A 21817-nucleotide genomic window follows, 5' to 3' on the forward strand; every position below is an offset into this window, starting at 1 on the left:
GAACGCCGTTAGCGGGCAGGAGGTCAGCGGGCCGGGAACGGTCAGCTGTTTGCGGCGGCGGCCGGTTTCAGGCTGGCCAGAAGGTGGTGGAACTTTTCACCTTGCACGGCCACATGGGCGCGCATGATCTCGGCGGCCTGCGCCCCGTCGGCGTCACACAGCGCGGCAAGAACCGCCTCGTGCTCGGCCATCGACTGGCGCAGGCGCCCCCGCAGCCGAAGCTGGGTCCGGCGAAACGGTTGCAGGCGGCGCTGCAGCCGAAGCGCTTCGCCTTCCAGAAACCCGTTGCCGGACTGCGCATAGATCAGCGCATGAAAGCTCTCGTTCTCGCGGTAGTAGGCGTCGGCATCCTGCGCGGCGACGGCTTCCATGCAGCGCGCGTTGATCTCGGCCAGCTTGTCCAGCGCGGCGTCGCTGATGCGGGTCGCGGCAAGCCGGGCGCAGGCGGCCTCCAGCTCGGCCATGACCTCGAACATCTCGATGAGTTCGACCGGACCCGGTTGGCGGACAAAGACGCCCCGGCGCGGCAATTGCTCGACCAGACCGGAGAGTGTCAGCCGGTGCAACGCCTCGCGGATCGGGGTGCGCGAGACGTCGAACCGTTCCGCCAGCATCACCTCGTCAAGGCGCGCGCCATCGGGAAAGGTGCCGTCAAAGATCAGCCCTTCGAGTTCGTCAGCGATGCGGTCCGAGCGTTTGCGTTCCATTGGACATGATTTTGCACGGCTTTGGCGCGCACGCAATCTGGGATTTCTTGTATACAAAACATTTGACAGCGTGTGCAGGACCTGCCACCAATCGGACATAGACCGGGCCGACCCGGCAAAGGGAGGAACATCATGAAACATTTTCTGACTGCCAGCGTGGCAGCCGTTGCCCTGTGCGCATCTGCGGAGACCGCCGCCGCCGCCGAGCTGCGCCTGTCGCATCAGTGGTCCACCGGGGACGTGCGCCACAAGGTGGCCCAGATCGTCGCGGACGAGGTGGCCGCAGCCGATGTGGATCTGGAGATCAAGATTTTTCCGTCCGCCTCGCTGTTCAAGGCGCGCGAGCAATACACGCCCCTGTCGCGCGGCCAGCTCGACATGACGGTCCTGCCGCTGTCCTACGCCGGTGGCCAGCAGCCTGCCTACAACCTGACCCTGATGCCGGGGCTCGTGAAGAACCACGACCACGCCGCCCGCCTGAACGAGAGCGAGTTCATGGGCGAGATCGAGGACATCATGGCCGGCGATGACGTCATGGTGCTGGTGCACGGCTACCTCGCCGGCGGCTTTGCGGGCAAGGACAGCTGCATCACCGCGCCGGAGGACATGCAGGGCAAGCAGACCCGCGCCGCGGGCAAGGCGTTCGAGCAGATGCTGGCCGGGGCAGGGGCGTCCATCGCGTCGATGGCCTCGTCCGAGATCTACAATGCCATGCAGACCGGCGTTCTGGACGCGGCGAACACCTCGTCCTCGTCCTTCGTGTCGTATCGCATCTACGAGCAGGTGGCGTGCTACACGCCGGCGGGCGATTATGCGCTGTGGTTCATGTATCAGCCGCTGCTGATGAACAAGACGACCTACGACGGCCTGACCGACGAGCAGAAGGCCGCGCTGCAGGCGGCCTCGGAAAAGGCGCAGGCCTTCTACCTCGAAGAGGCCAAGAAGGAAGACGCCGAAAGCGCCCAGGTCTTTGCGGACGCGGGTGTGGAGATCGCGCAGATGTCCGCCGAGGATTTCGACAAGTGGCGCGCCCTGGCGCAGGAGACCTCGTACAAGGCCTTCGTCGAAGAGACGCCGGACGGCCAGAAGCTGCTGGACCTCGCGCTGTCGGTCGAGTGACCCGCGCCTGACCACAATGGGCGGCCGACGGGACCGGCCGCCCTTTTCCCATCCCGCAAGTGACGGAGGTTTGCCATGGCAGGCCAGATCGGCGGCGCGGTCGCGCGCACCGGCAACAATCCCTTTCTGCGCGGTGTCGCGGCGCTCAGCACCCTTGCGGGCTGGTGTTCGGCGGCCATGATCGTCGCGGCGGTGGCCATCACCTGCCAGATGATCTGGGTGCGCTTCGTGCTGAACGGATCGACCGTGTGGCAGACCGAGGCGGTGATCTACCTCGTCATCGCGGCCACCCTGATCGGGCTGGCCTACGTGCAGCGGCTGCGCGGCCATGTGAACGTCGACCTCGTGCCGCTGGCGCTGAAGCCGGGACCGCGCCGTATCCTGGCCATGGTCGTGTCGGCCCTGTCCATCGCCATCGTGGCGATGATGCTCTGGTACGGCTGGGAATACTGGCACTTTGCCTATGAGCGCGGCTGGAAATCCGACACCGTCTGGGGCGTCCGCCTGTGGATCCCCTATTCCGCCATTCCCGTGGGTCTGGGCCTGCTGCTGCTGCAGTTGATTGCCGACCTCGTGGCGCTTCTGATCGGGGTCGATGCGCCCTTCGGCCTCGAAGACACTGAAACCATTGCCCAGCACCATACCGGAGAGACCTGAATGGACCCGCTCCTTCTGGGCGGCCTCGTCGCCGTCATCACCATCGTCGTGCTGTTTTCCGGCGTGTCCGTCGCGCTCGGGCTGCTGATCGTCTCTGCCGGGTTCCTGCTGGTCTTTGACGGGATGCGGTCGCTGGAACTGATCCCCGAGATCCTGTTCGGCAAGCTCGACAACTTCGCCCTCCTGTCGATCCCGATGTTCATCATCATGGGGGCCAGTATCGCCTCTACCCGGGCGGGCGCCGACCTCTACGAGGCGCTGGAGCGCTGGCTGACCCGCGTGCCGGGCGGGCTGGTGATCTCCAACCTCGGGGCTTGCGCGCTGTTCGCCGCGATGAGCGGGTCCAGCCCCGCCACCTGTGCCGCCATCGGCAAGATGGGCATCCCCGAGATGCGCAAGCGCGGCTATCCCGACGGCGTGGCCGCTGGTTCCATCGCGGCGGGCGGCACGCTGGGCATCCTGATCCCGCCGTCGGTCACCATGATCGTCTACGGCATCGCCACGGAAACCTCGATCGGCCGTCTGTTCCTGGCGGGCGTGATGCCGGGCCTGATGCTGATGTTCCTTTTCATGGCGTGGTCGCTCTATTCGACCGCCCGGTCGGGGGACCGCGCCATGCTGACCGCGCGCCGCTACAGCTGGTCCGAGCGGCTGGAGATCCTCCCGCGCGTTCTGCCGTTCCTCTTCATCATCCTCGGCGTGCTATATGCCATGTACGGCGGCATCGCGACGCCATCGGAAACCGCGGCGGTGGGCGCACTTCTGTGCCTCGTGATCGCGGTCATCATCTACCGCCTCTGGAATCCGCGCGACCTCTGGACCGTGCTGCGCGACTCCACCCGAGAGTCGGTGATGATCCTCTTCATCATCGCGGCGGCGGGGGTGTTCAGCTACATGCTGTCCTCGCTCTTCATCACGCAGAGCATCGCCGCGTGGATCGGCGAGCTGGAGGTCAACCGCTGGGTCCTGATGGGGGCGGTCAACGTCTTCCTGCTGATCGCGGGCTTCTTCCTGCCGCCGGTCGCGGTGATCCTGATGGCCGCGCCGATCCTGCTGCCGATCATCCAGACCGCCGGTTTCGACCCGATCTGGTTCGCGGTGGTGCTGACGATCAACATGGAAATCGGCCTGATCTCGCCCCCTGTCGGCCTGAACCTGTACGTCATCAACGGCATCGCGCCGGACATCTCGCTCCGGACCATCCTCATCGGCTCGTTGCCCTTTGTGGTCTGCATGGTGCTGGCGATTGTGATCCTGTGCGTGTTCCCCGGCATCGCCACATGGCTGCCTGACCTCGTGATGGGACCCGCGATATGAGCCTGTTTGCCGATCTGCTCTCCAACGTCTTCGAGTACCGCTATCGCTTTGGCCTGGCGCGGCAGGATGGCCGGCCCTTGCCCGAACTGACCGCCGCGCTGGTCGGCGCCACGGGCGAGGTGACGGGGCAGGCGGTGGCGCGGCAGATCATCGACCGCTACGCCGACTGGTCGGACGAGGAAAAGCGCGCCTTCTTCGAGCATCTCGCCCATGACATGGACCTGGATGTGGAGGCCGCCGCCGCCGCGCTGGCGCGCTATGCCGAAAACCGCAACAAGGCGACCTACCGCGCCTTTGCCGCCGCCGCCGAACCACCGCGTCAGGAGCTGATCCGCCGGCTGAACCAGGTGCGCGGGGCCACGCGGCAACTGGTGCGCATGCGGGCCGACCTGCTGCGGCTGGGGCGCGACGACGACGCGCTGATGGCGCTGGATCAGGACTTCCGGCATCTCTTTGCCTCGTGGTTCAATCGCGGCTTCCTTGTGCTGCGCCCCATCAACTGGGAAAGCCCGGCGCAGATCCTCGAGAAGATCATCGCCTACGAGGCGGTGCACGCCATCGATTCATGGGACGACCTGCGGCGGCGCCTGCAACCGGCGGACCGGCGCTGCTTTGCCTTTTTCCACCCGGTCATGCCGGATGAGCCGCTGATCTTCGTCGAGGTCGCCCTGACGCGCGGCATCCCCGGCTCGGTGCAGAACGTGCTGGCCGAGGAACGCGAGCCGCTGACCGCCGATCAGGCCGACACCGCCGTGTTCTATTCCATCTCGAACTGCCAGGCCGGGCTGGCGGGGATTTCCTTCGGCAATTCCCTGATCAAGCAGGTCGCCGCCGACCTGTCTGCGGAACTGCCGGGGCTCAGGACCTTTGTCACGCTGTCGCCCATTCCCGGCTTTGCCCGCTGGCTGGAGGGGCGCGACGTACCCTTTGACCGCCAAGACGACACCCAGATGCGCCAGCTGGCTGCCTGGTATCTGACGCGGGCCAAGCGGGACAATGGCCGGCCGCTGGATCCGGTGGCGGGCTTTCACCTCGGCAATGGTGCGCTGGTCCATGCGCTCCACGCCCGCGCCGACGTTTCGCCCAAGGGGCAGGCGCAATCACATGGGGTGATGGTCAACTACCTGTATGATCTGGCCCGCGTCTCGCAGAACCACGAAAAGTTCGCCGCGACGGGTGAGATTGCCACCTCGTCAGATGTGCGTGGCCTCGCCTCCGCTGCCGATACCGTACTGAAGGAACCCGCGAAATGAACCCGCTTTACGACCGCCTGTTCGGTGTCCATGCCGGCAAGGACACGCCCTTTCTGCACCTTGCCTCCGGTGAGAGCCTGACCCACGCGGCGTTCCTGCGCATGGCGGCGCGCTTTGCCCATGTGCTGAGCAACGCGGGGCTGGTGCCGGGCGATCGTCTGGCGGCACAGGTGGAGAAATCCCCCGAAGCGCTGGCACTGTACGCAGCCTGCGTGCAGGCTGGCGTCGTCTTCCTGCCTCTGAACACGGCCTATACCCGCGACGAGCTGGCCTATTTCATCGAGAACTCGGGCGCGAAGCTGGTGGTGGGCGATCCGGCCAAGGCCGACGATCTGCGCCCGATGGTCGAGGGGCTGGACGCGCAGCTGATGACCTTGGCCGCCGATGGCACGGGCAGTTTCACCGAAGCCGCCGCCGACCAGCCCGACAGCTTTGACACCGCCGGGCGGGAAGAGGATGACCTGGCCGCCTTCCTCTACACATCCGGCACGACGGGGCGGTCGAAGGGGGCGATGCTGACGCAGGCGAACCTTCTGTCGAACGCAGAGACGCTGGTCGACTGCTGGCGCTTTACCGCAGACGACGTGTTGCTGCACGCGCTGCCCATCTTTCACACGCACGGGCTGTTCGTCGCGACGAACGTGATGCTTGTGGCGGGCGGGTCGATGATCTTCCTGCCGAAGTTCGATCTGGACGTGGTAATCGACAACCTGCCGCGCGCCACGTCGATGATGGGTGTGCCGACCTTCTACACCCGGCTTCTGAACGATGATCGGTTTACCCGCGACCTGACGCAGGGCATGCGGCTGTTTACCTCGGGCTCGGCCCCGCTGCTTGCCGAAACCCATGTGCGGTTCGAGGAGCGCACCGGCCACCGTATCCTCGAACGTTACGGCATGACCGAAACCAACATGAACACGTCGAACCCCTATGACGGCGACCGCCGGGCCGGGACGGTCGGTCTGCCGCTGCCGGGCGTCGAGCTGAAGGTCTGCGATCCCGAAACCGGGGCAGAGCTGCCGCGTGGCGAGGTCGGCGTGATCGAGGTCCGCGGCCCCAACGTCTTCAAGGGGTACTGGCAGATGCCGGACAAGACCGCCGCCGAATTGCGCGAGGACGGGTTCTTCATCACCGGCGACCTCGGTGTGCAGGGCGAGGATGGCTATGTCACCATCGTCGGCCGCAACAAGGATCTGATCATCTCGGGCGGTTACAACATCTATCCCAAGGAAATCGAACAGGTGCTGGACGACCAGCCGGGTGTGCTGGAAACCGCCGTGATCGGCGTGCCGCACCCGGATTTCGGCGAAACCGTTGTGGCTGTCGTCGTGCCGCAAGAGGGCGCCGCACCGGATGCCGATCAACTGGCCGCCGCCTGTACCGGCAGCCTTGCCCGGTTCAAGCACCCGCGTCGTTTCGAGATCGTCGACGCCCTGCCGCGCAACACCATGGGCAAAGTGCAAAAGAACATCCTGCGCGATACCTACAAGGGTTTGTTCAGCAATTGATTGCCGTGTTGCAGGGGCAGGGAGGGACCTGACCTGCTGGCTGGGATGCGGGCGCGGAGGTTGCCCGAGACCTGTTTCGCCTGCTGCGGGTGTGGGGCAAGCCCGTCTGCATTGTCAGCGATGACGGGGCCGCGTTCATCGGTCAGGCGACCGGAAACGAGGTCCCGTGGCTCCGCATGGGTCCTGGCAGACCTTAACGGAACACCCTCATCGAAAACCTCCAGGCCGAATATCGGAACGAGGAGCTATTCGACAGCCTGGGCGCAACCGGCTCTGGGGTACCGCTTGGTCATTCCCGGCATTCGCTCTGACACATGCGGATAAACCCCGTGTAATCCGGCTCGCCAAGGATGCCCTCGGCGAGCCGGTCGATGCGGGCGCCATTTTCCCGACGGGGGCCCGGAACGAACAGCGGCGCGGTACGAAGTCTGGCGGTGGCGTGCGGTCAGGCCTGCGTCCTGTCCACGGTGAGAACCGGTGTGCCGTCGGATGTCGTGTCAGGACTGCGCCCGTCTTTGTCGAGCGTGCCGCGAATACGGTGTCGCCAGTTCGAGAAGCTGTCGAACCGAACGGTGTCGATCGGCTGATCCAGCGCGATCTCGACCTGGCGACGCTCGGCCCTCCCCGAAACGGCCAGGATCTTTCCGCTGTAGGCCTGCCCAAGATAGCGCCCGCTCACCTTGGTGCCTACGGCGAGGAGCAGTGGGGCGTTGCGCTGTCTGAGACGGGCATGAAGCGTGTTCCAGTCGCGCGCGCCGTGCCGCCGTGCGATGAGTTCGAGAGATTGCGCATGGCTGACCACCTTGCCTTCGGCGCGCAGCGCCTGTCGGAGCGCCTTGGCCTCAGCCTTGACGGTGTCGAGGGTTGGATCGGTCATGCGGCCTCCTCCTTGGCAGATGAGGTTGACGGGGCAGGGGCGGTTTGGCGCCCCCGAAGGACTAGGGTCAGGGCCAGGAGGAACAACACGGCATCCGCGACGGGAAAGGCGAACCACAGGCCATCCATCCCGTAGAGCGCGTTCAGAGCGACGAGCAGCACCGGCGTCAGCAGCCACGGTTTGATCAGGGTCAGGGCCGCTGTCCGGAGGGGATGGCCCATTGCCTGGAAATGCAGGGCAAGGACAAGCACCGGCCCGGAGACCACGTACAGCGCAGTCATCGGTCGCAGGACCCCGGCGACGGCCGCCACGACGTGCGGGTCCGTCGAGAACAGCGCACCCAAAGGTGCGCCCGCAAATGCGCCTGCCAGCGCCACGCCGAGACACCAGAGGAATGCGCTGCCCATGGCAAGCCGCAGCGCGGCACCGGCCCGATCCGGGCGGCCTGCGCCGACATTGTTGCCGGTGATGCTCTGGGTGGTCAGCGCGATGGCCATCTGCGGCAGGAAGGCCAGCCCGAGAAGGCGCGTCACCACGCCATAGGCCGCGATATAGGTGGCGCTCTCCGCGGTGGCGCTGCCGATGACGACCAGAACGGTGCTGGCCACAAATGCCATGCCGACGAAGGTCAGGCTCAGCGGAAGGCCGAGCGAGAGGATCTGCCCCCAGCCGGCCAGCCAGTTCGCGCGCCGGAGCGCATTCAGCGGAACAAGGTCACTGTCGCGTATTCGCACCAGCAAGAGCAGCATGAGGCCGACGCCCTGCGCGCCGACGGTGCCGAGTGCGGAGCCCGCCACGCCGAGATCGAGGAGCACGATTGCCACGTAGTTCCCGCCGATGTTCAGCAGGTTGACCAGCACCGAAAGCCCGGCGATGAGCCCGGCCCGGCCTTCGTTCCGCAGGGCATCGGCGTGCAGTCCCAGCCCGAACTGGATCGGCGCCCCGAGGATCAGGATCAGCAGATAGTGTTCGGCCATCTCCGCCACCGCCGTGTTCCCGGCGGCGAGCGCGGAGACGAGTGCCGGGCCGACCGTCAGCGCCCCCGCGATCAGCAGCGCGCCGATGGCCAGCGCCAGCCCGTGGGCGCCTGCGAAAACGTCTCCGGCCTCCCGGCGCGATCCGGCACCGAGGTGGCGGGCGAACAGGCTCGACATGCCGCCGCCCGCAAGTGTGGTCAGCGCCGTGAGCAACATGACCACGGGAAAGGCCAGGCTGACCGCGGCAAGGGCCTCGGCGCCGACGAACCGGCCGACGAAGATCCCGTCGATCACGACCAGAAGGCCGCCGGTCGACATGACGACCGCCATGGGCAGGGCATTCGACAGGAACAATCGCCCGACGGGGCGGGTCAGAAATCGGTTCTCGATTGCATTCGGGGCGGGTCCAACGGACATCGCTCACTCCTCCGCAGAGGCATTTCGGTTCAGGAGGGAGCCTGCATTGCCCACCTGCGAAATGCTTCGAGGGTGAGATGTCGTCTTGCTCCGGGCTTCACCGTGACTCGCGTCTGCAGGCGGCAGGTGCCCGGCACCTTGCCGGCTGAATAAGGCGAAAGTCGCGGAAGGGCAACACATGACATGAGAGGTGCGGGTCCAAGGCTCCAGATGCCAGACATCTGCGCGGCCGGGTCCGGTTCGTTTGGTCAGGTGCGACCTCTCAGCGCCGCACGCAAGTCGACACGGCCATGCGAAAGGAAGTCGCCTTGGTATCCACCATGATCTTGCCGGAACACCAATCCGTCTACTATGGTAGCACGATGAAGGGTGACGACATAGATAACAGGCTTGGGGCCCGCATACGCGCCGAGCGGGAAAGCCGCGGCTGGTCGCTGACCGATCTGGCCGAACGGGCCAATGTCTCCCGGGCCATGATCCACAAGGTCGAGCGCGCGGACAGCTCTCCGACGGCCAATTTTCTGGGCAAGCTCTCCGGTGCGTTCGGGCTCAGCATGTCCACCCTTCTGGCCCGCGCCGAGGGCATGGGCGGCAGCCTCCTTCGAAAGGAGGATCAGCCGGTCTGGGTCGACCCGGAGACCGGGTACATCCGTCGCCAGGTCTCTCCCAGGTCCAACATGCCTCTCGACCTCGTGGAGGTTACCCTTCCGGGCGGCAAGGAGGTTCCCATGCCCGCCTCGGCCTATGCCTTCATCCGGCAGTTGATCTGGGTGCTCGATGGCGAGCTGATCTTTGTGGAAGGTGCGGTGCGCCACGACCTTCATGCGGGCGATTGCCTCCATCTGGGCCCTCCCGCGGATTGCGTCTTCAGGAACGAGGGCGCGAGGCCTTGCACCTATGCCGTGGCGGTTCTGCGGGACGGATGAAATAGCCTGACGTTTGTGCGTTCATATTGACGAATTGTCCATTATGGTAGACGGTGATCGCAATATGGTCACAAGGGAATTAAACATGCTCGTGCGCGATGCGGAAGACCGTGACCTCGAAACGGTCACGGCGATCTATAACGATGCTGTCACGCAGACGACGGCGATCTGGAACGAAACCGAGGTCGACGTGGAGAACCGCCGCGCCTGGCTCAGGGAGCGGCAAAGCCTCGGGTATCCGGTGCTGGTTGCCGTGTCGGAGGACGGCGACGTTTTGGGATATGCCTCCTTCGGGGACTGGCGCGCCTGGGACGGATATCGTCATACCGTCGAGCATTCCGTCTACGTCCGGGCGGATCAACGCGGGGCGGGGGTCGGCAGCGCGTTGATGGAGGGCCTGATCGACCGCGCGCGGGCCGCGGGCAAGCACGTCATGATCGCCGGGATCGAGGCCGGGAACACCGGCTCGATCCGCCTGCACGAAAGACTGGGTTTCGAGCAGGCGGGCCTTCTGCGGCAAGTGGGCACGAAATTCGGGCGGTGGCTCGACCTTGCCTTCCTCCAGCTGGTGCTCGACCAGCGCCGCGCTCCCGATCGCCCGGCAGGGCAATGATGCCCGGCCTCATACTCGGCCTTCTGGTCGCAGCCGGTGCGACACTGGTGGCGCAGAACCTTGTGATGACGAAAATCACCAGCGCGACCTCCTCGGTGCTGGCGGCACTCATGATGAACTCGGCTGTCGGATTGGCTTTGCTGTCGGCGCTGATGATGTGGCACGCCGGGATTGGCGGCGTTGGCGAGATCGCGAAGACGTTCAGGCCGTGGTTCCTGATACCGGGTCTTCTGGGGACGTTTTTCGTCTTTGCCAGCATCAGCGGGTATCAGTATCTGGGCGCCGCGCCGACCATCGCCATACTGGTGGCAAGCCAGTTGCTGTTCGGTCTGGCGTGGGACATATCGCGGGCCGATGATCTCTCCTTCCAGGGACTGATGACCGTGGCGCTTGGTGCCGGATTTCTGGTCTGCGGCGTCGTCATCATAGTGTGGAGGGCACCGTAAGGCTGACTTGCGGTCCTCAGTCGTCATCTCCGCTGAACTCGGTCGCTGCGGCGAAGCGTTCCCTGTGGGCCCTTCATGGCGACTTGTCGCAAGGGCCGAGAGGGCGGGGGCCGTTATGCCGACGACCCTGATGTCATGCCCGAATGCGTGGTCCCGACCTGTCTCGCCTGCCGGGCGCGCTGCGCGATCACCATCCCCGCCAGACAGGCAAGCTGCACGGCAAAGAACACGGCCATGGCCGGCACGACGCCGATCCGATCTGCCAGACCGCCGGCAGCGATCACCGGGACGGAGAAACCGCAATAGGCGTACACAAAGAGACCGGCGGTTGCGCGTGCGCGGTTCTCGGGCGCCAGCATCGAGACCTCGGAAAGCGCGGACAGGTAGGTGAAGCCGTAGCTGGACGCGCTGGTAAGCCCCGTGCCCAGGAGGATCAGCGGGATAGACTGCAGGGCGGCCCCGGCCAGCAGACCCGCAAATCCCAGCGGGATCAGGCAGAGCCCGATGCGCAGGGCGCGCGGGTTGCTCATGCGCCGTGCCAGCGGCTGGCAGAGAAAGCCCACGAAGAGCGCGAGAAAGATCACCGGCCCGGACCACGCACCGAGCCCCTGACGGTCGAGCAAAAGCGGCACCACGGCGATGATCATGCCGGTGGAGGCCCAGCTCAGCCCAATCGCGATGCCATAGGGCGCGCTGCCTTCGGGGAAAACCGGAAAGCGCAGCATCGACACGCGCCGCGGCACCCATGCCCGCGGCAGGGCGAGGCACGACAGCACCAGCAGGGGAACCGCGAGCAGCAGGAGCCAGAAGCTGGCGGGCGCAAAGCTCGGGCCTTGGGCCATCAGGCTGAGGCCGGTGGCAAGCGCCCCGCCGCCGAAGCCGAGGGAGGTGGCCGACGTCACCACGAGCGCCGCCTGCTTTGCCCGCGCCTCGCCCATCAACTCGGTCATGTAGGCGGTGCCGGATGTGGTGGCGAGCGCAGTCCCGGCGCCAAGAAGCACGCGCGCGATGACCAGTTGCACCCATCCGGGCGAAAGGGCCAGCAGCAGCGTCGCCCCGCCGCTGAGCAGCAGCGCGCAGACCAGCGGGACTTTGCGTCCGATCCTGTCAGAGAGGCCGCCGAGAAAGATCAGGGTCGGCATGAGGCCCGCGACATAGGCGGCGAAGGCCAGGGTCGCCGCCGTGGCGCCAAGTCCGCTGGTTGCGACATAGGCGGGGTAGAGCGGTACCTGCAGATTGACGGCGAAGGTCACGGCGAAGAGGCAAAGCGCAAGGATGGGAACGGAAAAGCGGGGCATGGGATCCTCGATGGCGGTACGTTCAGGCCACACTGTCGGTGGAGGGCTGGTCCCGACAGGGACAATGCAATACAGTTTCACCAAACTGTATTGATCGGATGGGCAGTACACATGGATGGGCCGACGCTTTCCCGGACCGGTGGTCAGACCCTTGTCGAGCAGGTCATGGAGGTCCTCGGTACCCGCATCGCCGGACGCAAGGCCGCGCCCGGGAGCAGGCTGCCCTCGATCCGACATCTCGCCGATCAGCTTGGCGTCTCACGCTCGACGGTTGTCGAGGCCTATGACCGGCTGGTGGCCGAAGGCGTGGTCCAGTCGCGCCGCGGCTCCGGGTTCTACGTGGCCGCCCATCTGCCGCCCTTTTCGCTGAGCGACAGCGGCCCGGCCGTGGCGCGGGAGATCGACCCGCTGAGGATCACCCGGCAGGCGCTCGACGGCTGGCGCATCCGCGCCAACCCGGGCTGTGGCTGGCTGCCGAGCAGCTGGATGCCGGAGGAGGAGATCAGGCGGGCGCTGCGCAGCCTGGCCCGGTCGCCGGAGGCGGGGTTGACGGAGTATGGCACGCCGCTGGGCCTTCCCGAGTTGCGCAACCTGCTGGCCGTGCGGATGGCCGACAGTGGCGTGGAGGCGCATCCGGACCAGATCATGTTGACCGAGAGCGGGACCCAGGCGCTGGACCTCGTCTGCCGGCTTCTGCTTGAACCCGGCAGCAAGGTGCTGATCGACGATCCGTGCTACTTCAACTTCCTCGCGCTCTTCCGCGCCCACAGGGTCGAGGCCATTGGCGTGCCGCGTACCCCGAGCGGACCCGACCTCGACGCCTTCGAAGCCGCGCTCAAGGAGCACCGGCCGCGGCTCTACATCACCAATTCCGGCCCGCACAATCCGACCGGCACGGTGATCTCGCCCGTCACCTGTCACCGCATCCTGCGGCTGGCCGAGGCGCATGACCTGCTGATCGTCGAGGACGACATCTTCGCCGATTTCGAGGAGCGTCCGGCTCCGCGGCTGGCCGCCTTCGACGGGCTGGAGCGGGTCATCCAGATCGGCAGCTTTTCGAAGACGCTCTCGGCCTCGATCCGTTGCGGCTACATCGCGGCCCGCCCGGCGTGGATCGACCCGCTCGTCGATCTCAAACTGGCGACGTCCTTCGGTGGGGGCGCGCTGTCGGCTCAGCTGCTGGTGCATCTGCTGAAAGAGGGCAGCTATCGGCGGCACGTCCAAGGCATGCGGACCCGGTTGGCGGCGGCGCGGAGCGCGCTGACCCGGCAACTCGCGGAGATCGGCATCACACCCTGGCACGAACCGGAGGCCGGGGCGTTTCTCTGGTGCCGGCTCCCGGATGGTGTGGACGGTACCGCGCTGACGCGGGCCGCCTGGGAAGACGGAATCGTGCTTGCCCCGGGCAACGCGTTCAGCGTGTCACGCAGCGCCGGCGCCTGCATGAGGTTCAACGTGGCGCAAATGCTGGGAACTTCGGTCATCGACGACCTGCGGAGGCTGACGGGCGCTCAGAACGCACTGCGGGCGTGATCCGGAAAAGCGACGGTGACGCAGTTGGAGAGAGCCGGGCGGAGAAGGCGTTGCCGGGGGATCACGCCGATGAGGCTTTCGCGAAAAGGTTCGGATCGGACGTGCAGAAGTGCGGCACGGGCGGCGCACGCCGACTCAGCCGCGCCACTCGTAGTCCATGTCCGACATCCGGCGCCATTGCTGTGTCAGTACCATGTCGGCTCCGGCAGTCGCGCTCCGACGGGGTCTAGCCGCCGCGCTTGACGTGGACAAAGCCGCCTGTTTCGCCTTCCAGAACGCCGTGCTCGGCTGAGGTCGGCTTCAGCATCGCCTCCAGCAGAACCGGCACCTGGGTCCAGTAGGGGATGTACCATTCCTGATCCACCTCGAGGATCAGCACCCGGTCTTCGGCGGCGTTGTAGGCCCCGATCAGCGAGACATGCGGCCCGTCCCAGTCGCCGGTGATCACGCCCTGGTTGAAGTAGAGCAGCAGCACATCTTCCGCGGTTTCCTCATTGGCGGCCAGAATGGCGCGCAATTGTGCAAGAGTGGCATCATCGGCGGTGGCGGGCTTGAACGTCTCCACTTGGTAATCGGTCATCTCAAGGGCCGTGAGCGTCTTGCCGGTGAACTCCGCCAACTGGTCGAAGGTCACCCCGTCGCCGCCCTCTGCCGAAAGTCCGGCCCATGTGGCATCGCCCAGTTGCTCAAGCAAAGCTGGTTGGGTCAGCACGGTATCCTCGGCATGTGCCGGGAGGCCGCGCAAGCCGTTGACGGCGGCGGTAACAGAGGCAATCGAACAGGCCGACGTGGTGAACTGAGGTTTCACGAATGCGGAGAACGCCCAGTAATCCGGGGCAGGGCTCTGCCGCAGATAGTCCGTTTCGGCGGGGAGCGGCGTGGCATTGGGGCCGAGCTTGGGGGCGGCCTCGTCGGCCATGGCAGAAGAAGAACCGCAGAGGGCCGCACCGCAAAGAAGGGCTGCCCGGGCAATGGTTAAGCGTGTCATGCGTCAGATGTCCTGAGAATACAGATAAGCAAGCAGTATCACCGGCCTGAAAGCTGTCAACGCGGATTGCCTGGTGGCGTGGCGGTGGACTGAACCGGCATTGGCCCGCGCCTCCTTTGGACTCGTTTGGTGAATTGCTCAGTTGCCGTTCCCCAGCCGTTCCCCGACGAGGTGACAGGTGACGCAGCGTGTCCGCACCTGAACGGTCATTCGCATCGGAAATCCCGCCCTGTCTGGATGCCGGGCGAAAGTCCGATACATCTCGGATTGCGGGTGGGGGCATCCTGATCCAATGCTGGCATCCCGACGTGCTTTGGCGGAAGGTGCCTCGGCCCGCCCATCGCAACAGGGGCAGACACCCGGCCAGAAGAGAAGGACGCCGCATGGCTGAACGTACGCCGACCGAAGCGGGTCGGGACGCCGTCATCACCCACGGTATCGTCACCGACAACCCCGAAGGCCTGCTGCGCGGGACCGGTTGGCGCGCCGTTTGGGGGGTTATGCGCGAGGCCGGTTTGCGGCTTTGGAGCGACGATGCCTTCGGGCTGGCCGGGAACGTGGCCTTCCGGGTGCTTCTGGCTGTCTTCCCGTTCCTGATCTTCACGTCGTCGCTGACCGCCTTCGTCGGCAATCAGAGCATGGCCGAAGACCTCATCTCGTTTCTCATCGGCATCGTCCCGCCCACGCTGATCGAACCGATCGTCGCGGAGGTGCGGCAGGTGATGACGGTCCAGCGCGGCGGTGTCCTGTCGGTCGGCATCCTGCTGACCGTATGGTTCGCCCTCGGCGGAGTCGATGGCGTCCGGATGGGGCTCAACCGTGCCTACGGGGTGCGCGAGACCCGGGCGTGGTACGTCCTCTATCCCTTGATGGCCCTGATGGTGGTGATCGCCAGTCTGGTGCTGGTGCTGGTCGGATATCTTCTCGTGCTGGCCCCGCGCGCCGGGTCGTGGCTGCACGTCCTGTTTCCCGGGTTCGATCCGGCCTCTGTCACGGTGCGCTTCGTGCGGTATCCGGCGGCTGCCCTCATCCTCGTCTCGTCGCTGTTTCTGGCGCATGTCTTCCTGCCCGCCCGGCGCACGCGGTTCTCGTCGATCTACCCCGGCGTGCTGTTCACGGTCGGCGCATGGATCACGCTGACCGTGGCGTTCTCGTTCTACCTCGGACATTTCGCCACGTACGCGAGCTATTACGGCGGCCTCGCGGGGATCATCGCGGCGCTCTACTTCCTGTATCTGGCGGCGCTTGTTCTGATCTTTGGCGGCGAACTCAACCGCGCAATCCGCATACGGCGCCTGTCGCGCGCCATGCGGGGCGAAGTGTAGGCATACGCTCCTCGTGCCGACACGTCGGGTCTGGCCATGCCTTGATGTTGGGGTGACTTTCGGTGCTTCGGGCCGCACACCGACATTCATGCGCGCCCCCCTGCGGGCCAACCGGCCTGTCTCTGGACGGCAGCGAGCGGTTTTACTGGGCTCGCCGAAAGCCGTGCCGGGCAACATGATACGGGGCTCCGGGCTATCGCTTCGGATGGGGAGCCCCGCCGGGGGTGTGCTGGGGTGGCTGAAGGCGCGCCGGGCCTCAACGCTGCGCGTCGACGACGAGGGCGGTGAGACGATAGAACCCGTGGGCCATCTTGGTGAACGGGGTCAGCAGGAAGAAGGCCAAGACCGCGCCGAGGTGCAGGACCAGCAGGAGCGGCATCGCGCCGGTCTGACCCAGGGCGTAGAGCAGCAGGCCGCTGAGGCCCACGAAACCCAGGAGCCCGACGAAGGCGACCTCTCCCCCGAAGGCCTGCGTCGCGCCGAGCGCCCGGTCGGATCGAAGCTTCAGCCGGATCATCTCGGCGCAGCCCAGCACCATCAGGAGACCGCCCGAGATCCCTAGCAGTTTCGGCAGGGAGAAGATGCCGTAAGGCGCGGGCATGTCGAGCGCGTAGTGCATCACCGTGGCGACGCTGGTCGAGGCGAAACACAGCAGGAAGCCGTACATCACCGCCTGATGCGCCATCCGGCGGGTGTGGGAAAAGCGGTCCTCGTCCTCGAAGTTGCAGCCGTCGCCGTGTCCACCCTTGAGGTTCTTCATGTTGCCGGCCTGCTTTAAAGCCTTGACCAGATGTGCGGTCCGGAACGGCCCGGCGCCGACCCGCTGCCAGTAACGGCGGAGGCTGATGGCGATGCTGACCAGTGGAAAGAGGAAGGCGGGCAGAAAGATCGCCACCATCGCGTTGTGCGACAGCACGGCATAGAAGCCTTCGCCGCCCTGCGCCGCCAGCGCGCGTGCCGCCCAGAACAGGAGTGCGAAGCCGATCACGGTCGCCACGGCGATGGCGACGCCGTTCTTCTGGAACGCCCGGCCTGCCGCCTGCGGGAAGGCGAGGTCTTCCCAGCTGTCCTGCCGGACATTGGCCAGCGCCTGCGGCAGGTTGAGGTCGAACTCGTGCGGGGCGGTGTACTGGCAGGCGTAGTAGCAGCCGCGGCAGTTGTGGCAGAGGTTCGCCAGTTGCGTGAGGTCGCCGTCGCTGAAGGCGCGCTCGGCGTGCAGTGCCGGGAACACCGAACAATAGCCCTCGCAATAGCGGCAGGCATTGCAGATCTCGGCCTGGCGGCGGGCTTCCTGGAGCAGATCAGTTTGCATGGGCGGCGGCCTCCTTGCCTGCGATGCGTCCGAAGACGGTGCCGATGGTCATGCCGAAACCGGCGAGGTAGCCCTGGCCGAGGATCGACCCGGCCATGGTTTCGCCCGCGGCCCAGAGGTTGGTGACAGGGCGGTTGCCGATGGCGCATTGCGCGTTCTCGTCGACCTTCAGCCCGAGATAGGTGAAGGTCACGCCGGTCCTGAGCGAGTAGCCGTAGAACGGCGGTTCGGTGATGGGGCGCGCCCAGTTGGTCTTGGGCGGCGTGATCCCGGTGGTCGACACGCCGTCGAGCTCGGTGGGGTGAAAGGCAGACGTGTCGCCGCAGGCGGCGTTGAACTCTGCCACGGTCTGCGCCAGCGCGTCGGCGGGCAGCTCCATCTTCTGCGCCAGTTCCTCCAGCGTGTCCGCCTTGATCGGCGGGAAGACCGACGGCATGAACAGGTTCAGCGACTTGGCGTCGATGATGACATAGCCCACCTGATCGGGTTGCGCGGCCACCAGCCGGCCCCAGATCGCGTAACGCTTGGGCCAGACGTCCTCGCCCTCGTCGTAGAACCGCCGCGCGTCCTTGTTGACCACGATGGAGAAGGGCACGCAATCGAGCCGCGTGACGATGCCGCCGTCGAACTTGGGCGCGCGGCCGTCGATGGCCACGGCATGGCATTGTGTCGGGTCGCCCACCTGTTCGATGCCCTGATGCAGCAGGTCCGCCAGCACCACACCGCGGTTGTATGGCGTGCCCCGGATCAGGAAGTTCTTCGCCGCGGGCCCCCAGGCGCGGGCGAGCCAGTCGGTGTCGGCCTGGAACCCGCCGGAGGCCACGACGACGGATTTCGGCGTGACGCGGCGGGTCTCGCCGTTTTGCGTGTAGTCGACGAAGGCGATGCGGTTGTCGTCGAGGTCGAGGTGGGTGACCGCGGCCTCGTATCTGACCTGCACGCCGAGACGTTCGGCGGTGCGGTAGTAGGCGTTGACCAGCCCCTTGCCGCCACCGAGGAAGAAGGCATTGGTGCGCGCCAAAGACAGCGTGCCCGAGAGGGACGGCTGGAAGCGGACGCCGTGGGCCTCCATCCAGGGCAGGCAGTCCTCCGAGGTGCGGATGGCGAGGCGGGCCAGATGCTCATCGGTCTTGCCGCCGGTGACCTTCAGCAGGTCGGCGAGGTATTCCTCTTCCGTGTAGCTGTCGACCAGAGGGCCCAGCGGACCGTGGTGCATGCAGCGGAAGTTGCGGGTGTGGCGCGAGTTGCCGCCGCGGTAGGGTTTCGGCGCGGATTCGAGGATCAGCACGCGGGCGCCCGCCTCGGCCGCGGTGATGGCAGCACAGAGCGCCGCATTGCCGCCACCGATGACGACGATGTCAGGGGTGTCCTCGGTCCGGGTCACAGGAGGTCTCCGTCAAAGCCGGGGGTGCGGTCGGGCAGGGCGCGGAGGGCACGCACGCGCACCCTCTGGGCCGCCTCGATGTGGGCGCGCATGGCGGCTTCGGCCAGGGCGCCTTCGCGGGCCTTGATCGCGTCGAGCACGCCGAAGTGTTCCTCCACCGCCTTGGCGGCGCGGTCCGGTTCGGTCAGCGTCGTGGGGCCAAGGATCATCAGCGCCTTCTGCAGCGTGTGGATCGACCGCGCGAGGAAGCGGTTCTTGGCGGCGTCGAGCAGCGCGGCATGGAACTGGCGGTTCAGAACGAAGGCCTCCGGCGCGTTGCCCAGCTGCGCCATCTGCTGGTTCATGTCGATCAGCTCCTCGATCTCGATATCCGAGGCCGCCCGTGCCGCCAGCCGCGCGGCGGTGCCTTCGAGCACGGCGCGCATCTCGTAAAGCTCCATGACCTCCGCGTAATCCAGCGTCCGGATCGTCGCGCCCTGACGGGGGACATGGGTTACGATGCCGTCGGCCTCGAGCTGGCGGATCGCCTCGCGGACCGGGGTGCGGGACATGCCAAGCCGTTCAGCCAGCTCTGTCTCGCGCAGACGGTCGCCGGGGTTCAACCGGCCTTCGCGCAGCTCGGTCAGCAGGCGGGCATAGGCGGCGTTGCCCTGCGGGGTGTTGTCATCTTCAGTGGTCATCCCGGTCTCCGTCCCATTTTGCATGCGCTTGTATACGCGTGCATACAAAATGGCGTCAAGAGGTTCCGGCGTGGGGTTTGCGCAAACATTGGTCGCATCGGTCAGGGCTCGACGGCTCCCGGCCGCGCGGCGGGTTCCTTGGGTGTCGGCTGCGGCCAAAAAGGCCGGTAGGTCCGAGGGGGTGTCCTGGCGGTAGGGGGTATCGAGGGAAGTGCCAACGGTTCCGGTTGATCCCGCGCCGTTGCCCTTGCGGCGTGCGGCGGAGGCCGGATCGTGCGGCGCTCAGCCGGCGGCGGGGCCGGTGGTGGAGCGGACGACCAGCTTCGGGACGATGAGTTCGCCGGGCATGTCGTCATCCTGTCCGCCCTCTGCCGCACTGCCCGCGATCATGCGGATGATCTGGCGGGCGGCGGTGCGGCCCATCTCTTCGCGGGGCTGGCGCAGGGTGGTCAGCGCGGGCAGGAAATGCGCGGCAAAGTCGATGTCGTCGAAGCCCACCACGCTGACGTCCCCCGGCACGGAGAACCCCAGCCGCACGCATTCGGAGATGAAACCCCAGGCGCATTCGTCCGACGCGCAGAAGACGCCGGTGGGTCGGCGGGGGAGGTCGGACCAGCGCCGGGCGGCCTCCGTCCCCGAGGAAAGTGTGAAATCGCCCTGCAGGACCTGCGGCTTCAACCCCAGTTCGCCGGTGGCAGAGAGGAAGCCGTCGCGCCGGGTCTGGGCGAGAATGTTGTCCTCCGGCCCGCTGACGTGCAGCAGCCTGCGGTGGCCGAGCTTCGCCAGGTGGTCGACGGCCAGCCGCGCGGCGCCGGGGTTGTCGAGCACGAGGCGCGGCGCGTCATAGGCGTCGTTCCATTCGCTGAGCTGGATCAGCGGCAGGTTCCAGCCGTTGACGACCTTGGGGTCGATGGTGCCGTCGAGCAGCACGATGCCGTCTGCGCGCCCGTCGTAGCCGAGCGAGACAAGCTTGTCCCGGCCGATGCGGCTGTCGGAGATCTGCACGGTCAGCCCGACGGAACTGGCCTCTTCCTGTATCGCCGCGAAGATCCGGCTGAAGTAGGTGTTGGCGAGGTTCGGCGCGAGGATCAGGACGGAGCGGGCGCGGCGCTGCCTCAGGTCGCGGGCGGCGGAGTTGATCCGGTAGCCGGTGGCGCGGACGGCGTCCATGACCCGCTGCCGGGTTTCCTGTCCGACGGTTTCCGGGGAGGAGAGGGCGCGGCTGACGGTCGCCGTCGACACCCCGGCCAGCGATGCAACATCGACGATACGCACTCTGCCAGCCATGAGGTCCCCTTCGATAACGTCATTTGATTAATCGATTACATTTACATTTGCAATTTGCGTCACGCTTTGATGTAATCGTTTTCATGGCCACCGGGAGGACGCCGCGAATCTTGTCGCGGCGGCGGGAGGAAACATGAAGACGATCAAGGGTCCGGCCCTTTTCCTGGCGCAGTTCGCGTCGGACGAACGCCCGTTCAACGACTGGGACGGCATCACGAAGTGGGCGGCCGATTGCGGCTACGAAGGGGTGCAGGTGCCCAGCTGGGACAAGCGGCTCTTCGACCTCGCCAAGGCGGCGGAATCACGGGACTATTGCGACACCTTCAAGGGCCGCGCGGCAGAGAACGGCATCACGGTGACGGAGCTGTCGGCCCACCTGCAGGGCCAGCTTGTGGCTGTCCATCCCGCCTATGACATCGCCTTCGACGGCTTTGCCGACGGGTCCGTGCGGGGCAACCCCAAGGCGCGGCAGGCCTGGGCGGTGGATCAGGTCAGGATGGCGCTGACGGCGTCGCAGAACCTCGGGCTGACGGCGCTGGGGGCGTTCTCCGGCGCGTTGGCCTGGCCCTATGTCTACCCTTGGCCGCAGCGTCCGGCCGGTCTGGTGGAGGCGGCCTTTGACGAATTGGCGGCGCGCTGGCGTCCGCTGCTGGACCATGCCGAGGATTGCGGCGTCGACATCTGTTACGAAATCCACCCGGGCGAGGATCTGCACGACGGCATCAGCTTCGAGATGTTCCTTGAGCGGGTGAACGGCCATGGCCGTGCGCGGATGCTGTATGATCCGTCGCATTACGTGCTGCAATGCCTCGACTACGTGGCGCATCTGGACACCTACGCCGAGCGGATCGGCATGTTCCACGTCAAGGATGCGGAGTTCACGCCGACCGCCAAGCAGGGGGTCTATGGCGGGTTCCAGTCGTGGGTCGACCGCGCGGGCCGGTTCCGCAGCCTCGGCGATGGGCAGGTCGATTTCGGGGCCATCTTCTCGAAGCTGACGGCGCAGGGGTTCGACGGCTGGGCCGTGGTGGAATGGGAATGCGCGCTGAAACACCCCGAGGACGGGGCGCGCGAGGGGGCGGCCTTTGTCCGCGACCACATCATCCGCGTGACGGAGCGTGCCTTCGACGATTTCGCGGACGGCGGGGCGGATGACGCTGCCAACCGCCGGATGCTGGGACTGGAGGGCTAAG

At 66.3% G+C, this 21817-nt stretch carries 20 protein-coding genes; 11 read left to right on the top strand and 9 right to left on the bottom strand.

Translation table 11 applies throughout. From position 1 onward, the window contains the following. Positions 1-41: 41 nt before the first annotated feature. Positions 42-707, bottom strand: a complete 666-nt coding sequence (locus CDO87_RS19210; protein WP_100930266.1) for a GntR family transcriptional regulator — start codon at positions 705-707, stop codon at positions 42-44. Positions 708-839: 132 nt separating this feature from the next. Here CDO87_RS19210 and dctP point away from each other — a divergent pair, with 132 nt between their 5' ends. From dctP to CDO87_RS19235, 5 genes are all read left to right on the top strand, one after another. Then, positions 840-1826 carry a TRAP transporter substrate-binding protein DctP gene (dctP, locus tag CDO87_RS19215; protein WP_100930267.1) on the top strand — a complete coding sequence of 329 codons (987 nt, stop codon included), beginning with the start codon at positions 840-842 and terminating at the stop codon, positions 1824-1826. 75 nt (positions 1827-1901) lie between these two features. Next, positions 1902-2483, top strand: a complete 582-nt coding sequence (locus tag CDO87_RS19220) for a TRAP transporter small permease (RefSeq protein WP_100930268.1) — start codon at positions 1902-1904, stop codon at positions 2481-2483. Continuing rightward, a complete protein-coding gene (locus CDO87_RS19225) occupies positions 2484-3800 on the top strand; it encodes a TRAP transporter large permease (protein ID WP_100930269.1) in 1317 nt (438 codons plus the stop codon). Beyond that, complete coding sequence (locus CDO87_RS19230; RefSeq protein WP_100930270.1) at positions 3797-5053, top strand: malonyl-CoA decarboxylase; 1257 nt, start codon at positions 3797-3799, stop codon at positions 5051-5053. Before CDO87_RS19225 ends, CDO87_RS19230 begins: the two co-directional genes overlap by 4 nt. Further along, positions 5050-6561: a malonyl-CoA synthase gene (locus CDO87_RS19235; RefSeq protein ID WP_100930271.1), complete on the top strand. Its 1512-nt coding sequence runs from the start codon at positions 5050-5052 to the stop codon at positions 6559-6561. Before CDO87_RS19230 ends, CDO87_RS19235 begins: the two co-directional genes overlap by 4 nt. Before the next feature lie 445 nt (positions 6562-7006). On the opposite strand, the gene CDO87_RS19240 is transcribed toward CDO87_RS19235, so the two are convergent. Beyond that, a complete protein-coding gene (locus tag CDO87_RS19240; protein ID WP_100930272.1) occupies positions 7007-7438 on the bottom strand; it encodes a glyoxalase superfamily protein in 432 nt (143 codons plus the stop codon). Further along, complete coding sequence (locus tag CDO87_RS19245) at positions 7435-8832, bottom strand: MATE family efflux transporter (RefSeq protein WP_100930273.1); 1398 nt, start codon at positions 8830-8832, stop codon at positions 7435-7437. Before CDO87_RS19245 ends, CDO87_RS19240 begins: the two co-directional genes overlap by 4 nt. 308 nt (positions 8833-9140) lie before the next feature. Here CDO87_RS19245 and CDO87_RS19250 point away from each other — a divergent pair, with 308 nt between their 5' ends. The 3 genes from CDO87_RS19250 (at position 9141) to CDO87_RS19260 (ending at position 10817) form a co-directional block, all read left to right on the top strand. Next, the gene (locus CDO87_RS19250) at positions 9141-9758 is read left to right on the top strand and encodes an XRE family transcriptional regulator (RefSeq protein ID WP_198521759.1); all 618 of its coding nucleotides are present in this window, start codon (positions 9141-9143) and stop codon (positions 9756-9758) included. 85 nt (positions 9759-9843) lie between these two features. Continuing rightward, positions 9844-10371, top strand: coding sequence for a GNAT family N-acetyltransferase (locus CDO87_RS19255; RefSeq protein WP_100930274.1), 528 nt, complete (start codon positions 9844-9846; stop codon positions 10369-10371). After that, positions 10371-10817: a DMT family transporter gene (locus CDO87_RS19260; protein WP_198521760.1), complete on the top strand. Its 447-nt coding sequence runs from the start codon at positions 10371-10373 to the stop codon at positions 10815-10817. The genes CDO87_RS19255 and CDO87_RS19260 overlap by 1 nt, the downstream gene beginning before the upstream one ends. Before the next feature lie 113 nt (positions 10818-10930). Here CDO87_RS19260 and CDO87_RS19265 read toward each other — a convergent pair whose 3' ends face one another. Next, complete coding sequence (locus CDO87_RS19265; RefSeq protein WP_100930276.1) at positions 10931-12115, bottom strand: MFS transporter; 1185 nt, start codon at positions 12113-12115, stop codon at positions 10931-10933. Between the two features lie 111 nt (positions 12116-12226). Here CDO87_RS19265 and CDO87_RS19270 point away from each other — a divergent pair, with 111 nt between their 5' ends. After that, positions 12227-13648 (top strand): PLP-dependent aminotransferase family protein, encoded by a 1422-nt coding sequence (locus tag CDO87_RS19270; protein WP_100930277.1) that lies wholly within the window; start codon positions 12227-12229, stop codon positions 13646-13648. Between the two features lie 226 nt (positions 13649-13874). Here CDO87_RS19270 and CDO87_RS19275 read toward each other — a convergent pair whose 3' ends face one another. Further along, positions 13875-14636 carry a phytochelatin synthase family protein gene (locus tag CDO87_RS19275; protein WP_100930278.1) on the bottom strand — a complete coding sequence of 254 codons (762 nt, stop codon included), beginning with the start codon at positions 14634-14636 and terminating at the stop codon, positions 13875-13877. Between the two features lie 383 nt (positions 14637-15019). On the opposite strand from CDO87_RS19275, the gene CDO87_RS19280 reads away from it, so the two are divergent. Next, on the top strand, positions 15020-15961 hold the full coding sequence (locus tag CDO87_RS19280) for a YihY/virulence factor BrkB family protein (protein ID WP_100930279.1): 942 nt from the start codon (positions 15020-15022) through the stop codon (positions 15959-15961). A 256-nt stretch (positions 15962-16217) separates the two neighbouring features. Here the strand turns inward: CDO87_RS19280 and tcuB are convergent, their stop codons facing one another. From tcuB to CDO87_RS19300, 4 genes are all read right to left on the bottom strand, one after another. Further along, positions 16218-17273 carry a tricarballylate utilization 4Fe-4S protein TcuB gene (tcuB, locus tag CDO87_RS19285; protein WP_100930280.1) on the bottom strand — a complete coding sequence of 352 codons (1056 nt, stop codon included), beginning with the start codon at positions 17271-17273 and terminating at the stop codon, positions 16218-16220. Further along, positions 17263-18657, bottom strand: a complete 1395-nt coding sequence (gene tcuA / locus CDO87_RS19290; RefSeq protein ID WP_100930281.1) for an FAD-dependent tricarballylate dehydrogenase TcuA — start codon at positions 18655-18657, stop codon at positions 17263-17265. The genes tcuB and tcuA overlap by 11 nt, the downstream gene beginning before the upstream one ends. After that, the gene (locus tag CDO87_RS19295) at positions 18654-19337 is read right to left on the bottom strand and encodes a GntR family transcriptional regulator (RefSeq protein ID WP_100930282.1); all 684 of its coding nucleotides are present in this window, start codon (positions 19335-19337) and stop codon (positions 18654-18656) included. Before CDO87_RS19295 ends, tcuA begins: the two co-directional genes overlap by 4 nt. A 282-nt stretch (positions 19338-19619) precedes the next feature. Next, on the bottom strand, positions 19620-20624 hold the full coding sequence (locus CDO87_RS19300) for a LacI family DNA-binding transcriptional regulator (RefSeq protein ID WP_100930283.1): 1005 nt from the start codon (positions 20622-20624) through the stop codon (positions 19620-19622). A 133-nt stretch (positions 20625-20757) separates the two neighbouring features. On the opposite strand from CDO87_RS19300, the gene CDO87_RS19305 reads away from it, so the two are divergent. Next, positions 20758-21816, top strand: coding sequence for a sugar phosphate isomerase/epimerase (locus tag CDO87_RS19305; protein WP_100930284.1), 1059 nt, complete (start codon positions 20758-20760; stop codon positions 21814-21816). The last annotated feature ends 1 nt before the right edge of the window (position 21817 follow it).

Origin of the sequence: Sagittula sp. P11, assembly GCF_002814095.1 — a bacterium.
GTDB lineage: Bacteria > Pseudomonadota > Alphaproteobacteria > Rhodobacterales > Rhodobacteraceae > Sagittula.